The organism is Anaerozeibacter quisquiliarum (assembly GCF_051162045.1).
GTDB lineage: Bacteria > Bacillota > Clostridia > Christensenellales > Aristaeellaceae > Anaerozeibacter > Anaerozeibacter quisquiliarum.
The window spans coordinates 1-14,947 of the sequence record NZ_JBISDI010000002.1; the positions used below are offsets into that span (position 1 = coordinate 1).

The 14,947-nt window shown below is 61.7% G+C and carries 14 protein-coding genes, 1 pseudogene and 1 riboswitch; of the genes and pseudogenes, 8 read left to right on the forward strand and 7 right to left on the reverse strand.

Annotated elements, in window-relative coordinates:
* The first annotated feature begins 329 nt into the window (after nt 1-329).
* From ACH6CV_RS00980 to ACH6CV_RS00995, 4 genes and pseudogenes are all read left to right on the forward strand, one after another.
* Entirely contained in the window at nt 330-695 is a 366-nt protein-coding gene (locus tag ACH6CV_RS00980) for a helix-turn-helix domain-containing protein (RefSeq protein WP_456356286.1), read from the forward strand.
* Between the two features lie 213 nt (nt 696-908).
* Nucleotides 909-1,087, forward strand: a riboswitch (cobalamin riboswitch).
* 191 nt (nt 1,088-1,278) lie between these two features.
* Nucleotides 1,279-2,148 (forward strand): sirohydrochlorin cobaltochelatase, encoded by an 870-nt coding sequence (locus ACH6CV_RS00985; protein ID WP_456356287.1) that lies wholly within the window; start codon nt 1,279-1,281, stop codon nt 2,146-2,148.
* Between the two features lie 72 nt (nt 2,149-2,220).
* Nucleotides 2,221-2,721 (forward strand): hypothetical protein, encoded by a 501-nt coding sequence (locus ACH6CV_RS00990; protein WP_456356288.1) that lies wholly within the window; start codon nt 2,221-2,223, stop codon nt 2,719-2,721.
* A gap of 628 nt (nt 2,722-3,349) precedes the next feature.
* Nucleotides 3,350-4,057 (forward strand): annotated as a pseudogene (locus ACH6CV_RS00995) (ABC transporter substrate-binding protein); the annotation flags it as partial.
* A 17-nt stretch (nt 4,058-4,074) separates the two neighbouring features.
* Here the strand turns inward: ACH6CV_RS00995 and ACH6CV_RS01000 are convergent.
* Nucleotides 4,075-4,122: a hypothetical protein gene (locus ACH6CV_RS01000; protein WP_456356425.1), complete on the reverse strand. Its 48-nt coding sequence runs from the start codon at nt 4,120-4,122 to the stop codon at nt 4,075-4,077.
* 71 nt (nt 4,123-4,193) lie between these two features.
* Between ACH6CV_RS01000 and ACH6CV_RS01005 the strand changes: the two genes are divergently transcribed.
* The 4 genes from ACH6CV_RS01005 to ACH6CV_RS01020 all read left to right on the forward strand — a co-directional run bounded on the left by ACH6CV_RS01005 (nt 4,194) and on the right by ACH6CV_RS01020 (nt 8,318).
* Nucleotides 4,194-5,219: a FecCD family ABC transporter permease gene (locus ACH6CV_RS01005; protein WP_456356289.1), complete on the forward strand. Its 1,026-nt coding sequence runs from the start codon at nt 4,194-4,196 to the stop codon at nt 5,217-5,219.
* 2 nt (nt 5,220-5,221) lie between these two features.
* On the forward strand, nt 5,222-6,334 hold the full coding sequence (locus ACH6CV_RS01010; RefSeq protein WP_456356290.1) for an ABC transporter ATP-binding protein: 1,113 nt from the start codon (nt 5,222-5,224) through the stop codon (nt 6,332-6,334).
* Between the two features lie 109 nt (nt 6,335-6,443).
* The gene (locus tag ACH6CV_RS01015) at nt 6,444-7,301 is read left to right on the forward strand and encodes a prolyl oligopeptidase family serine peptidase (RefSeq protein WP_456356291.1); all 858 of its coding nucleotides are present in this window, start codon (nt 6,444-6,446) and stop codon (nt 7,299-7,301) included.
* Nucleotides 7,302-7,391: 90 nt separating this feature from the next.
* Nucleotides 7,392-8,318, forward strand: coding sequence for a helix-turn-helix transcriptional regulator (locus ACH6CV_RS01020; RefSeq protein ID WP_456356292.1), 927 nt, complete (start codon nt 7,392-7,394; stop codon nt 8,316-8,318).
* A gap of 347 nt (nt 8,319-8,665) precedes the next feature.
* Here the strand turns inward: ACH6CV_RS01020 and ACH6CV_RS01025 are convergent, their stop codons facing one another.
* From ACH6CV_RS01025 to ACH6CV_RS01050, 6 genes are all read right to left on the reverse strand, one after another.
* Nucleotides 8,666-9,832: an ABC transporter permease gene (locus tag ACH6CV_RS01025; protein WP_456356293.1), complete on the reverse strand. Its 1,167-nt coding sequence runs from the start codon at nt 9,830-9,832 to the stop codon at nt 8,666-8,668.
* Nucleotides 9,829-10,578 carry an ABC transporter ATP-binding protein gene (locus tag ACH6CV_RS01030; RefSeq protein ID WP_456356294.1) on the reverse strand — a complete coding sequence of 250 codons (750 nt, stop codon included), beginning with the start codon at nt 10,576-10,578 and terminating at the stop codon, nt 9,829-9,831. The genes ACH6CV_RS01025 and ACH6CV_RS01030 overlap by 4 nt, the downstream gene beginning before the upstream one ends.
* Before the next feature lie 31 nt (nt 10,579-10,609).
* Nucleotides 10,610-12,271, reverse strand: coding sequence for an efflux RND transporter periplasmic adaptor subunit (locus tag ACH6CV_RS01035; RefSeq protein WP_456356295.1), 1,662 nt, complete (start codon nt 12,269-12,271; stop codon nt 10,610-10,612).
* Entirely contained in the window at nt 12,261-12,878 is a 618-nt protein-coding gene (locus ACH6CV_RS01040; RefSeq protein ID WP_456356296.1) for a hypothetical protein, read from the reverse strand. Before ACH6CV_RS01040 ends, ACH6CV_RS01035 begins: the two co-directional genes overlap by 11 nt.
* A gap of 175 nt (nt 12,879-13,053) precedes the next feature.
* Nucleotides 13,054-13,875 carry an SDR family NAD(P)-dependent oxidoreductase gene (locus ACH6CV_RS01045; protein WP_456356297.1) on the reverse strand — a complete coding sequence of 274 codons (822 nt, stop codon included), beginning with the start codon at nt 13,873-13,875 and terminating at the stop codon, nt 13,054-13,056.
* Nucleotides 13,872-14,732, reverse strand: a complete 861-nt coding sequence (locus ACH6CV_RS01050; protein WP_456356298.1) for an SDR family NAD(P)-dependent oxidoreductase — start codon at nt 14,730-14,732, stop codon at nt 13,872-13,874. Before ACH6CV_RS01050 ends, ACH6CV_RS01045 begins: the two co-directional genes overlap by 4 nt.
* Nucleotides 14,733-14,947 lie beyond the last annotated feature (215 nt).

A 14,947-nucleotide genomic window follows, 5' to 3' on the forward strand; every position in this document is an offset into this window, starting at 1 on the left:
TGAATAGTGAGCTCAATCATTGGGCTCACTATTGTCTTGTCTGGAAAATCTTCTTCGACCATCGCCATGGCGCTTTCAAACCCTCCTTAAATGACCACCAATTCGCCGCCAACGCAAACAAACCCGTTCAATCATCGTTGTTCATGATGCATATAAATTGTGCACGTTGAATAGCAGCATATATACCATCGCGAGGAATATTAAAGTCCCTATGATGGTAGAAATTATTCTCTCAAATGAGCACAAAAATAGCCTATATACCATTATACGGATTTCATCATTTCTTGTAAATGCACTATCCTATAAGCAAGGAAGGAGTGATTGCTGCGGTGGTCAGCTATCAAGTGATTGGCTCACATCTCAAGAATGCGCGGCGACGGCTCGACCTGCTTCAAGTCGATGTTGCCGAACGCGCTGGGATAACACAAGCCTATTATGGCAAAATCGAACGCGGTGCGATTAAGCCCAACATAGACCGTCTGGCGGACTTATGTCAGGTACTTTGCATCCCGCTTGAAAGTGTTTTTCAAGGGGCGTTCGTGCCGGAAGGTTCGCTCCTGGATAACCTCCCTGCCCCGGCTGAGGAATTTGAGGTATATATGAATGAGATCGGGCAAAAGGTTGATACCCGAACAAAACTAATCCTCATGCGAATATGTGGGGAGCTTTCAAATCTCGGTCCAGAAATGGACTGATTACAAAAGCGTCGCTCGAACCGAGCGGCGCTTTTGTAGTCCCCGGAAATCCATCATACATATTACTCCAAGCTCAGCAGTTTTCAATATTTTCTGTAAAGGGGACTTCTGTGGCGGAGTCGGTGATTTCCAGATTTCCAGAAATCGCTTCCGACCGCGGCCTGGCGCGATTGCCCTGTTGACATCCATATACCGCTGTGATATGCTCTGTGTAATTGAATATCGGGAACAGGTCATGGAAGTCGGGTGTGAATCCCGCGCAAGGCCGTTGCTGTAATTCGCCGGGGTTTTCGGGCACGATGCCACTGGAGCGATCCGGGAAGGCGTCCGAGGACGGCCCCCTCAGGGGGCAGGCGATAAGCCAGAATACTTGCCTGTCTCCCGCCGCGCAACGCGCGGCGTGTTCAGCTCTGCGGACCTCCGGAGCAATGGACATGGGTGAAGGCCGGGCGCCGGAGTTCTCCCCTGTTTGTTGTTTGTCAAACCCGTTCGCAGCGCAGGATGCGAACGGGTTTGTTTTGTCCGCCCACACGCGATTTGCGTGTTCGCGATGGCAAATACACAAACATGGAGGGAACGACTTATGACACAGCTCAAAGGTATCCTGGCCCTCGTCCTGGCGCTCACACTGCTGCTGTCGGTCGCGGCAAGCGGCCTGGCGGACACGGCGGCGAAGCCGGTGCTGCTGGCGGTGAGTTTTGGCACCAGCTACAACGACAGCCGCGACGTTACCATCGGCGCGATCGAGAGCGCGCTGCAGGCGGCCTACCCCGCGTATGAGGTGCGCCGCGCCTTCACCAGCCAGATCATCATCGACATCCTCAAGCAGCGCGACGGGCTTGAGACCGACAACGTCACCGAGGCCATGGACCGCCTGGTGAAAGGCGGCGTCAAGGACGTCGTGATCCAGCCCACGCATGTGATGAACGGCTTCGAGTACGACGACGTGGTCGCCGAGGTCGCGCCCTACAAGGACAGATTTGACAGCTTCAAAATCGGTGAGCCGCTCCTCGTCTCGGATGCGGACTATGACGGGGTCGTCGCCGCCATCACCGCCGGAACCGCCGATTACGACGCGGACGGCACGGCCATCGTGTTCATGGGCCACGGCACCGAGCACGCGTCCAACGCGACCTACGCCAAGCTGCAGCAGAGGCTTAAGGACGCGGGCCACGCCAACTACTTCATCGGCACGGTGGAGGCCGAGCCGACCGTCGGGGATGTGCTCGAAGCGGTCAAGGCGAGCGGCGCGGCCAAGGTCGTGCTGCTGCCGCTGATGATCGTGGCGGGCGACCATGCCAACAACGACATGGCCGGCGACGAGGAGGATTCCTGGAAGTCCGTGTTCACCAAGGCGGGCTTTGAGGTGGAATGCGTCCTCGAGGGCCTGGGCCAGAACGCCGCCATCGGGCAGATGTTCGTCGAGCACGCGGCCGCCGCCATGGCGCGGTAATCAGCAACGCTCCGCGCGCGACGGGGGGCTCGGCGCGCGCGGGGGCGTCCGGAAGCGGAAGGGAAGCATCACATGAAAAAATGGACGTTTATTCTGGCGCTTTTGCTGCTGGCCGCGCTGCCGTCGGCAGGCCTCGCCGAGCCGGTCGCAACGGCCGCGCCGGTCGCAACGCCGCAGGCGCGGCCCCTCTACGCCGATCAGATCGCGGAAGGCACCTACGCCATCGCCGTTTCGTCGAGCTCGTCGATGTTCCGCGTGGTGGACGCGCAGCTGACCGTCAAGGACGGGGCCATGACCTGCGTCATCACCATGAGCGGCAAGGGCTACGGCAAGCTCTACATGGGCACCGGCGAGCAGGCGCTCGCCGACACGGAGGAAAGCCACATCCCCTGCGTCGTCACCGCGGAGAAGGCCGTCACCTTCGAGGTGCCGGTGGAGGCGCTCGACATGGGCATCGACTGCGCCGCCTGGAGCATCAAGAAGGAAAAGTGGTACGACCGCGTGCTGGTGTTTCAGTCCGCGCCGCTGCCCGCCGAGGCGCTGATGCCCGCGGAAGCGGACGCGGCGGGATAGGCCGATGAAGCGGCTTGGATGGGCGCTGGTGGCGCTTTGCCTGCTGCTCGCGCCGCTCGGCGCGGGCGCTGCTGCGCTGCCCGCCGACGGATGGTATACCGTCCGGGCAACGCTCACCGGCGGCTCCGGCCGGGCGAGCGTCGCCTCGCCCGCCGCGCTGACGGTCGCGGACGGCGTTGTCACCGCCACGGTCGTGTGGTCCAGCCCCTACTACGAGTACATGGTCGTGGGCGGCGAGACCTACCACCCGGTGCAGGCGGAGGGCAACGCCACCTTTGAAATCCCCATAACGCTGGACGCCGACATTCCGGTCAGCGCGCAGACGGTGGCCATGAGCGAGCCGCACCTGATCGAGTACACCCTGCGGTTCGATTCCGCGACGCTCGAGCCCGTGCGGGCAGGCGGCGGGCTGGGCAACGGCTGGCAGCGCGAGCGCAGCATGGCGCTTGAATACGCCTCGCAGTTCTCCGTGGACTACTACGCGGGCGGCTACAAGCTCATCCGCCTCGCCGACGGCAGCCGCTTTCTGACGGTACCGGAGGGGGCGCGGGCGCCGGACGGCATTGACGCGGACATCGCGGTGCTCCGCCAGCCCATCGCGGACATCTACCTCGTCGCCACCTCCGCCATGTGCCTGTTCGACGCGCTGGACGCCTTGGACGCCGTCGGCCTGTCCGGCACAAAGGCGGAGGGCTGGTACAACGAGAACGCGCGCGCGGCGATGGAGGCGGGCGACATCCGCTTCGCCGGAAAATACAGCGAGCCGGACTACGAGCTGATCCTCGCCTCGGGCTGCCCTCTGGCCGTCGAATCGCTGATGATTGCCCACGCGCCCCAGGTCAGGGAGAAGCTCGAGGATTTGGGCATCCCGGTGCTGGTCGACCGGTCGAGCCTGGAAGTGCATCCGCTGGGCCGGACGGAATGGCTCAAGCTCTACGCCGCGCTGCTCAACCGGGAGGACGTGGCCGAGGCGCTTTTCAACGGCCAGGCCGAATGCCTGAACGAGGCCGCGAGCAAGGAGACCACCGGCAAGACCGTGGCGTTTTTCTACATCAGCAGCTCGGGCTACGCCGTCGCGCGCAAGTCCGGCGACTACGTCACCCGGATGATCGAGCTCGCGGGCGGCAGCTACGTCTTTGACGACCTCGGCGATCCCGAAACCGCCGCCTCCACGGTCACGCTGGAGATGGAGAAGTTCTACGCGACCGCCAAGGACGCGGACTTCATCGTCTACAACAGCACGATCGGCGGCGAGCTGAAGACCCTGGACGAGCTGATCGCCAAGAACGCGCTGCTGAAGGATTTCAAGGCCGTGCAAAACGGGAACGTCTGGTGTACGAACAAAAACCTGTTTCAGGAGACGACGCAGTTGGGGCGGATGATCCTGGACATCAACCGCATGCTCGAAAACGACGACCCGGCGCTTACGGCGCTCGAGTACCTGTACAAGCTCCAATAGAGAAGGAGACGGCATGGAACGGACCGACAAGGGGCGGCGCGCGCGATACGCGATCGTCCTGATCTCACTGCTGGCGGTGTTTGTGGCCCTGGTCTGCCTGAGCGCGCTGCTGGGCAGCGTGCGCGCGTCGGTTCCGGATACGCTGCGCGCGCTGCTTGCGCGCGAGGGGGACGACACGCTGACCCGCGTGATCTGGAAGATCCGCCTGCCGCGCATGCTCGCGGGGATCCTGCTGGGCGGCGCGCTGGCGCTTTCGGGCTTCCTGTTGCAGACATTCTTCAACAATCCCATCGCGGGGCCGTATGTGCTGGGCATCTCCTCGGGCGCGAAGCTGACGGTGGCGCTGGTGATGGTGCTGGTGCTCGGCGCGAACCGCAGCGTCGGCTCCGTGGCGCTGATCGCGGCGGCCTTCGCGGGCGCGATGCTCTCGATGGGCTTTGTGCTGCTGATCTCCCAAAAGATGCGCAGGTCGGCGGCGCTGATCGTCAGCGGCGTGATGCTCGGCTACATCTTCACCGCCATCACCGACTTCATCGTCACCTTCGCCGACGACGCGAGCATCGTCAACCTCCACAATTGGTCGCGCGGCAGCTTCTCCGGCGTCTCCTGGAGCGACGTGCGGGTGATGGCCGCGGTCGTGCTCGCCACCTCGCTGCTCGTGTTTCTGCTTTCGAAGCCCATCGGCGCATACCAGCTCGGCGAGCCGTACGCGCAGAGCATGGGCGTGAACGTCGGGGCGTTCCGCGTGGCGCTGGTGCTGCTCTCCAGCGTGCTGTCCGCCTGCGTGACCGCCTTCGCGGGGCCGATCTCGTTCGTGGGCATCGCGGTGCCACACCTGGTCAAGGCGCTGCTGAACACATCGCGGCCGCTGTTGGTCGTCCCCATGTGCTTTCTGGGCGGGGCCGTCTTCTGCCTCGGCTGCGACCTGATTGCGCGGACGCTGTTTTCGCCGCTGGAGCTGAGCATCAGCTCGGTAACCGCCGTGTTCGGCGCGCCGGTCGTCATCGCCGTGATGCTCAAACGGCGCGCGAGGGATTGACGATGGATTACTTTTTTTCCACCCATCAGCTGACGGTCGGCTACAACGGCCGGCCGCTGATCCGCGACATCGAGATACGGCTTCCCAAGGGCCGAATCCTGACGTTGATCGGCCCGAACGGCTCCGGCAAGTCCACGATCCTGCGCAGCATCACCCGGCAGCTCAAAAGCATCGCCGGCACGGTGTACATCGGCGGGCGCTCCGTCGGGGAGATGGCGAACCGCGAGCTTGCGCGCCGGGCGTCCGTCGTGCTGACGGAAAAGGTGCGCACGGAGCTGATGACCTGCGAGGAGATCGTGCAGGCGGGGCGCTACCCCTATACCGGCGCGCTGGGCGTGCTCGGGGAGACGGACCGGGCCGCCGTGCGCGAGGCGATGGCGCTGGTCAACGTGTCGGACCTCAGGGACCGCGACTTCATGCGGATCAGCGACGGGCAGCGCCAGCGCGTATTGATCGCGCGGGCCATCTGCCAGCAGCCCGAGGTCCTTGTGCTGGACGAGCCAACCTCCTACCTGGACATACGCTACGAGCTGGAGCTGCTGGACATCCTGCGGGATATGGCGCGCTCGCGCGGCATGGCCATCATCCTGTCGCTGCACGAGCTCGATTTGGCACAGCGGATTTCGGACGACGTGCTGTGCGTCAAGGGCGAATACATCGCCCACTACGGCCATGCGAAAGAGATCTTCCGGCGCGAGCTCATTTGCGAGCTTTACGGCCTCGAGGGCGGCAGCTACAACCCGTTGTTCGGGAGCATCGAAATGAAGCGGCCCGCGGGCGAGCCGCGCGTATTCGTGATCGCGGGCGGCGGTACGGGCGTCGAGGCTTACCGGACGCTGCAGAAAAAGAGGATCCCCTTCATCACCGGCGTGCTGCATAAAAACGACGTAGACTACCAGGTGGCGCGCGACCTGGCAAGCGCCGTCGTCGCCGAACACAGCTTCGATCCCATCTCCGATACGGTTTATCAGCAGGCGCTTGAAAAGCTGCTCGGTTGCGACATCGTCTGGAATTGCCTTACGGAATACGGCGGGATCAACATCCGCAACCGAGAGCTGCTCGAACGGGCGAGAATGATGGGGCGCAAGGTGTTCGAGAACCCGGAAGCGTTGTAATGCCGTCTGCAGATAAGACGCGCGTCTTCCCTGGGCAATCGCCGGGATTGTATTTGTCTTGATGATTTGTTATGATGGATGCAAGCATAAACAACAGGAGGAAGTTCCCATGAACCAGCCCGACATCCAACGAATCGCCTGCAACCCCTCCCTGTCCGGGATGGCGGAAGCGCTGCCGAACATCGTCTATTCAAGCGCCGCCGGCGCGGAGGTTGCGCTGACCCTGCTGCTGCCCTGGGGCGCGCGGGAGCGCGGGGAACGCCTGCCGCTGATCGTGTTCATCCAGGGCAGCGGCTTCACGTTCCCGAACGTCGGATACCAGTTGCCGCAACTGGGCTGGTACGCCCAAAACGGCTACGCCGTGGCCACGCTGACCCACCGCAGTTGCCTGGACGGGCATCCCTTCCCGGCGTACATTCAGGATGTCAAGACCGCCGTGCGCTTCCTCAAGAAGCACGCGGACGAGTACGCGATCGACGCCTCCCGCATATGCGCCTGGGGCACCTCCTCCGGCGGCAACACCGCGCTGCTGCTGGGGCTGACCGCGGACGACCCCGCCTTCAAGACCGGCGAGCACGCCGATCAGTCCGACGCCGTGAACCTGGTCGTGGAATGCTTCGGCCCGACGGACCTCGTGAAGATGCTGGACGGCGCCGACCCGGACGCGCCGGTCATGGAGGACATCTTCCTCGCGCTGGCGGCCGGGCGGGACATGCGCGCGGTGATGCGCGATATGAGCCCGGTTTATTACCTGGCGCCGGGGCGGGCGTACCCTCCGGCGCTGCTCATACACGGCGACGCGGACGATGTGGTGCCCCACGAGCAGATGGTGCTGATGTACCGCGCGCTTCAGGCCCACGGCGTGGACGCGCGGGCGATCACGGTCGAGGGCGCACCGCACGAGGGCAGCTTCTGGAGCCGCGAACTGCACGACGTCATCCTGGGCTACCTGCGCGAGAAGCTGTAGCAACCATTGCCTGGGCCGGGACGGGAGTTGCGCAATCCCGGTCAAGACACCCCCTTCCCCGAGATGTTACACTATGCCCGGGTGATGGACATGAACGAAGATTGGGCCAAGATCTCTGCCGTGCAGCGCATGCAGGAATACATCATGCGCAACTTCCGGGAAGAGCTCTCCCTGAAGGATCTGGCGAAGGCGGCCGCCTACTCGCCATGGCACGCGCTGCGCGCGTTCGCGCAGCTGACCGGCAAGACGCCGTTCCAGTACCTCCGGGAAGTCCGGCTGTCGGAAGCGGCGAAGGCGCTGCGCGACACCGACCGGAGCGTGCTCGACGTCGCGCTCGAAGCCGCGTTTGGCTCGCACGAGGGATTTACCAAGGCGTTCTCGCGCCGGTTCGGCCTGCCGCCCGATCGGTACCGCCGGGAAACGCCGCCTATCGAGCTGTTCTGCTATTACCCGGTCCGCAATCGCTATGAACATCTAAGGGGAGGGAAATCCATCATGACATCCAGCGTCGTATTCACCCAGGTGATCGAGCGCCCGGAGCGCAAGCTGCTGCTCAAGCGCGGCATAAAGGCCACCGAGTACTTCGCGTACTGCGAGGAGGTCGGCTGCGAGGTGTGGGGCGTGCTCGAAAGCGTCAAGGGCGCGCTGTACGAATCGATCGGCCTGTGGCTGCCCGCAAAGTACCGCAAGCCCGGCACGTCCGAATACTGCCAGGGCGTCGAACTGCCCGTCGATTACCGCGGCGCGGTGCCCGAAGGCTTCGACCTGATCGAGCTGCCGCCCTGCAAGTACCTCATCTTCCAGGGCGAACCGTTCGAGGAGGATCAGTTCGAGCAGGCGGTCCTGACCGTGTGGGAAGCCGCCAACCGCTTCGACCCCCGCCGCTTCGGCTGGGACTGGGCCGCCGACGACGGTCCCCGCTTCCAGCTTGCGCCGGTCGGCACGCGCGGGTACATCGAGGGCAGGCCGGTAAGAGCGCACAAGGGGAGCGCCGATCCATGCCAATCGGCATCATGAGCGCATTCATCAGGCGAGTGGGTTTTTCGCCTCGCGTAGCCTGAAAGCCCGTAGCTACGGGATTTTCTCAGGGCGGAGGGAGTAGGACTTGAACCCGCACGGTGTCGCCACCAATGGATTTGAGTCCGTCACCTCCGCCATTTTATCATCCCGGCAAGCGTGTACCATTGCAGAGCATTCGCGGGAAAAATGCCAGGGCAATTTTCTGACCGCGTGAAATTTCACCGGGAGATTTCGCCGCATCCCCAAATCCAGCGGCATGACCGCTTGCTTGCCTGCCCTTTGGGGGGAGCATATCAATACTGCGCAAGCCCCTCTTTTGTCGGCGGCGCGCGTCGCAGCCTATGTTATTCGTAGCGCAGGGCTTCGATGGGAAGGAGCCCTGCGGCCTTGCTCGCCGGGTAGCTGCCAAACACCACGCCGATCACCACCGAGAAACCCAGCGCCAGCATCGACACGCCCGCCGAGATGACCATGTTCAGATTAAAGATTGGCGCGACTGCGTATTTTACCGCAAATCCCAGCCCCAATCCGATCAGCCCGCCCGCGACGGAGATCGCCACCGCTTCCACAATGAACTGCAGCATGATGTCAAGGCGTTGCGCGCCCACCGCCTTGCGGATGCCGATCTCGCGCGTACGCTCGGTCACCGACACCAGCATGATGTTCATGATCCCAATGCCGCCGACCAGCAGCGAGATGCCCGCGATGCCCGCCAGCAGCAGCGTCATCGTGCCGATCATCTCGTTCATCGTTTCCAGCAGCTGTGTCTGGCTGTACACATTGTACGCGTCGGAGTCGTTCGTCTTCTGGAACATGAACGCCTTCAACTGGTTCACCGCCGCGTCAATGTCGTTCTCCGTGTAGGTTGTCGCGTAAAACGTGCTGATCTGCGTGTTGCGGAAGACGCGCTGCGCCAGCGTGATCGGAATGCACACCATGTCATCCTGGCTCACGCCCATGGACGAGCCCTTCTCCTCGAACAGGCCCACGATCTGGTACGCGCGCCCGTCGATCCGAATCGATTCGCCGATCACGCCCCGCTGGCCGAACAGCTCGTCTGCCACGTCCACGCCCACGATGCAGACCGCGCTCCGGTTCGATACGTCCGCCTGGGACAGGAACCGGCCTCGGGCAATGCTGTAGCCCCGGATCAGGTCGTATCCGTCGGTGGTGCCGTACACCGTCGTCGTGTGCGTGTTGCCGCCCGCCTTCGTCACCATCGACGACTGGATCGCCGGCGCCGTCATGTCGATCGCGCCTTGACCGCGCAGATTCATGATCTCGTCCAGCTCGAGCGTCTGTGTGCGCCGGCCGCGCATGCTGACCGAGATCATGTTCGTGCCCAGGTTTGATAGCTGATCGGTGATTTGGCTTGTCGCGCCCTGCACGATGCCCACCAGCACCGTGACCGACAGCACGCCGATGATGATGCCCAGCATCGTCAGAAACGAGCGCATCTTGTTGCCCGCGATGGCCTTCATCGCCATCTTCACCGCCTGTGCGATTTTCACGCGCTCGTCGCCTCCTTTGCCGCGCGGGCATCCTCAGCCACCGCGCCGTCGTCTACCGCTGCGTCTCTCTCGCGGTCGTGCTCCGCGGCCATGATTCGCCCGTCGTAGATCGCCATGCGCCGCTCGGCCTCCATGCTGATCTTCTCGTCATGGGTAATCAGCATGATGGTGTTCCCCCGCGCGTGCAGCTCATGGAACAGCGCGATGATCTCGCGCCCGGACTTGCTGTCCAGATTGCCCGTCGGCTCGTCCGCCAGAATCAACGCCGGCTGGGTGGAGAGCGCCCGGGCGATGGCCACGCGCTGCTGCTGACCGCCCGACAGTTCCTTGGGCTTGTGGCGCATGCGCTCCTTAAGCCCGACTTGGATCAGCGCCTCCTCCACGCGCGCCTTGCGCTCGGCGGCCGTCAGGCCCTGATAGATCAGCGGCAGTTCCACGTTCTCGTACGCGGACAGCTTGCCCAACAGGTTGAACTGCTGGAACACGAATCCGATCTTCCTGTTGCGGATGACCGCAAGGTTGCGGTCGGACAGCTTTGACACATCCTCGCCGTCGAGGAAGTAGCTGCCTTCGTCCGCGTAGTCCAGGCAGCCGACGATGTTCATCAGCGTTGACTTGCCTGATCCGCTCGGGCCGATGATCGCCACGAACTCTCGATCCGCGACATGAAGGTCCACATGATCCAGCGCATCGATCGTGTCGCCGCCCATTTTGTATCGTTTGGATATGTTGGTCATATCAATCAAGGGGATATCGCCTCCTTCAGGGATTTATCGGTCAAAACCCACCCGGAGGCATCATGATCGCGCCGCTGCGGTTCTGGCGGGACTGGGCATTGCCGCCGGGCGAACCGGACGCGCCGCTGTATGTACCCACGTTGTTTGTGGCGGCGGAGCGAGTCAACAGCACCTGGTCGCCCTCGCTGACGCCCGACAGGATTTCGATGTTGGTGCCGTCAGATTCGCCCGTGGTGACCGTCTGCTGCACGCCGGAGGCCAACGTCACGTAGTTCTGGCCGTTGCTGGTGGAGATCGCCTCCACCGGGGCCAGCAGCACGGAGGACTTGTCGATGGTCGCCACCTCGATGTTCGCGGTCATGCCGTCCATGAACTCAGCGCCCTGGTTCGGGTCCAGCGTCACGGTTACGTCGTAGGTGGCCACGCCGCCCTCCACCGTGCCCACGCCGCTGATGCGATCCACGGTGGCGGTGAACTTGCGGTTCGGATACGCGTCCAGCTCCACCGTCACGCTCTGGCCGGGGACGATCTGGGTAATGTACAGCTCGTCGACCGCGGCGGTCACCTTGTAGCTGTCGGTGTTCTGCACGGTAAACGCGGGGCTGCCCTCTTCGAGCTTCGCGCCGACCTGGGCGTCTACGGCGGTCACCACGCCGGTGAGCGGGCTTCTGATCAGCAGGTTGTCCTGCTTTTTCTGGGCGTTGGTCATATTGGTCCACGCCTCATCGTAGGCCAGAATCGCCTTCTGCAGGTCGGCGGACGGCGTACGGCCGCTGAGGCCGAACAGCTTATAGCCGGACCCGACGGTGTCGTTTTCTTCATAGGCGATGGAGGAAATGGTGCCGCCGATGCCGGTGACCGGGATCGGCATGTTGACTGCCAGCGTGCCCTCGCCCAGTTTTTCGCCCAGCAAGGTGGACACGACGGCCGGCTCGCCCACGTCGTAGCTGTCGTCAGGCACCGTTACGGAGATGTTTCCGCCGGTCAGGCCCGCCGCCTGGCTTACGGTGCCCTCCACGGCCTGGCTCTTGATCCACACATGCACCTTGTCGCCCGCGTGGAATGTGACGCCCGGGGCGGGGACGAAGTCCACCTTCATCTTGCCGTCGCGGCTGATGACGCACAGGTAGCTGTATTGCTTCATCAGCGTGGACACGTCGTCGTCCACCTCGGCCTTCATCATCTTGACGCGGCCCGCCGCGGGCGAGTAGATGCTGGTGGCCGACCCGCTGTCGCGCACCTCGCTCAGCGCGATCTGTGCGTCGAACAGCGTGCGGTTCAGCGAGGCGATTTCGTTCTCAATGTCGTCCGAGGCCAACTGGACCAGGATTTGTCCCTCCTGCACCGTGTCGCCGACCTTCACGTCCACGTTCTTCACGCGGCCTTCCGCTTCATTGTAAACCTGGCGCGTGTCCTCGGCCGCGACCTTGCCGGAGCCGGACACCTTCACACTGATGCCGCCGCGTTTGACGGTGCCGTAGCTGCCGCCGGGGCGGGTATTGGTATCGGCGCCCATGTCGCCCATGCTCGTACCCGGGTTCCCTGTGGCGCGCTGCGTCTCGCCGGAAACCCTGCGGTCGTCGCTGCCGCTCCCCGGCAAATACTGCTGGATCGTCGGCCAGGCCAACACGGCCAGAACCCCGATCACCAGAACGATGAGCATCTTTTTCATCCACCCAATGCGGCCTTGCTTATTGATCATGCAAAAATCCCTCCTTCTTCAAGATGGCCTGGCTTATATGATACTGGGATTTTGTGGCGCATCCGCGGCAAACCTTTACGGGATTTATGAACGAGGCGCAACATGTTTGCGGCAATTGCGGGGCTTCATCTAATGCCAATCCGGAATAAAGGGGAATTTTATATATATTCCGCTGTTTTGCCTGGTTGCGGGGTCGGCGCACGTCTTGGGCGCAGCGCTTCATCTGGGCCCGCGCGTTTTGCAGGCCGGATTTTGGCGCGCCGATGATGGCGGCGTGTTCCTTGAGCGTGGAGATGTGCCGGTTTTTGAGGAAGAAATCTTCGACGGCCAGCGGGGAGAAGCGGTAGTGGGAGGCAGCGAACAGGTCGTTGAAGTAAGGGTTGTGCAGGTAGGAGACGATGCGGTTGCGAAACTGCAGATCCAGCCGCCAAAATCCTTGCGGCGCGCGACGCCGAGGCCCTCCCCGTCGGGCTTGTGCAGCATGAAGCCGCGGCTGGGCAGGATGTCGGTGTAATGCTCCCTGAACCGGACGAGCGCCTCGCGGATGGGTGTGCGAGACACGCCGTAGGACGCCGCCAGCCTGGTCTCGCTGTGCACGATGCTGCATATGGCAGGCGCGCCATTCGGTACAGTCATCACCGATCCGCCTTACGCGTCAGGCGGCGCGACGCTGACCGGGGCGTAGACGCGTTGCCCGGTGTCATGACGTACACGCAGACCCAGGCGGCCGAGCGCTTCCATATGCGCATATTTCATCGCCAATTCATTGATTTCCCGTGTAACTACCGGGCTAAGTATAATGTCGTCGCTTCTCCGGTCAGCCATTTTTTCTGCGTCTTGTTCCAGCGCCAATAGATGATGGCCGCAGCCCAATTACGAGGGATAAACTTCCCCAAAAACGAAAGCGTGCGGTTTATTCCCCCCGGAATGTAGAGCGCCTTTCCCGCAAGTGCGCGATCCAGCGTTTTGCGAGCCACCACTTCCAAGGGATTCGTCGTAATATCGCCTATAAAACCCTGCGCTGCGATGGCCTCCATTACTTCCTTTGTCGTGACCATACCACCGGGGCACAAGGTAAGCACATTGGCATCCTGGTCTTTTAGCTCCTGCCGAAGGGATGTTGCAAAGTCCAGCAAAAACCGTTTTGACGCCGCATAGGTCGCCTTGAGCGGCATGGGAAACATGGATGCCAAACTGGACACAAACACGGCGGTAAAATGGCCGCCCTCTCTGCGCCGCTTAAAAACAGCGTGGGTAATACGGAGCGTTGCGGCATCGTTCAGCGTGACAATCTTCACGATTTTTTCTCGCTCGCGTCCTAAGAAACCGCCCTCAAAATCCATGCCCGCTATGTTTAGCAGCATATCAAAGCGGATGTTGTATTTGTCGATGACTTTCAACATCTCGTCGACGCTGTCGCTGCTGGTGAGGTCGCAAGCCTTCGTCGTCACGGTTACACCAAACTGCCTCTCAAGGCCGCGCCGAATACAAAGAAGTCCATCCCCGTTCACATCCGTCAGAAAGAGATTATAGCCGCGTCTGCCGCATTCATTGGCAAGCGCCCGTCCAAGGCCGCCGGCAGCGCCGGTGATCATAACGTTCATCCCTCGTTCTCCTTCCCAAATGTAATGCCGCAAAGACGCGCGCTGAGCACAAACAGGCGATTGGCGTTTTCGCTGGTGACCTCTTTGCTGTATACCCGTTCCTTGCACAGACCGTAATACAATCCCTGTGGCGCTGGTTCCTGCTCGCACAGATGAGCATAGGTCTTTGCCGGTATCGTCGGAGATACACCGTGGCGCTTACGCAGCTTCCAAATGAAGTTGACCAAAGCTCCGGTACCCTTATTACCAATATCAGTATTGACCAGCCCCGGGTCGACACCGTAGGCATGGATTCCAACATCTGAATAACGGTCATTCAGCCCCTTTGCAAAAAGCAGATCACACAGCTTCGACTGCTTATAGGCGGTCAGCGGGTTATAGCCCCGGCGAAGCATAACGTCATCCCAATGCACCTTGATGCCTTTGTGAGACTTGCTGCTTGTCATGATGACCCTTCCGTTTGCCGCTTTCAAATAGGGTAGCAGCTCATGTGTCAGCAGAAAACCGGCCAGGTAATTCAGAGCAAATTGCTGTTCGTAGCCCTCGTCGGTGGTCATGTACCAACTCCGGGCACAACCGGCGTTGTTGATGAGCGCATACAGCTTGCCCTCGCAATGTTCGCCAAGGTAGCTTCTGATTTCCTCGGCAAATCGCAAAACCTCCCGCTGTTGCATGAGATCAGCCATAAAGAACGTGACTTTTGCATCGGGGTTATCGGCAAGAAGTGTTGTTTTCGCCTTGTCACAGTTGGCCTTGCAGTGCCCAACTCCGAGGATTTGATGGCCGTTTCGGGCTAAAATGCGTGCGCTTTCCAAACCGATGCCGGAAGTGGCGCCGGTAATCACGATTGTATTCAATTCTAGCACCCCCTGATTTTAGGCAGTTGTTTGCCATGCCCGTACCAACATGTCCCGCTCCAAGCACCAGCTTTTTTTATGTCGCTTTCGCAGCACCGGCTTGTTGCGATGGCAACACGTTCCCTCCCGCAGAAGCATACTCGGAATACGAACGGCATAGCTGGTATGCTAAAGCATTGATCCCGCAGAAAAAGGCAAATGCCAATGCGTCAAGT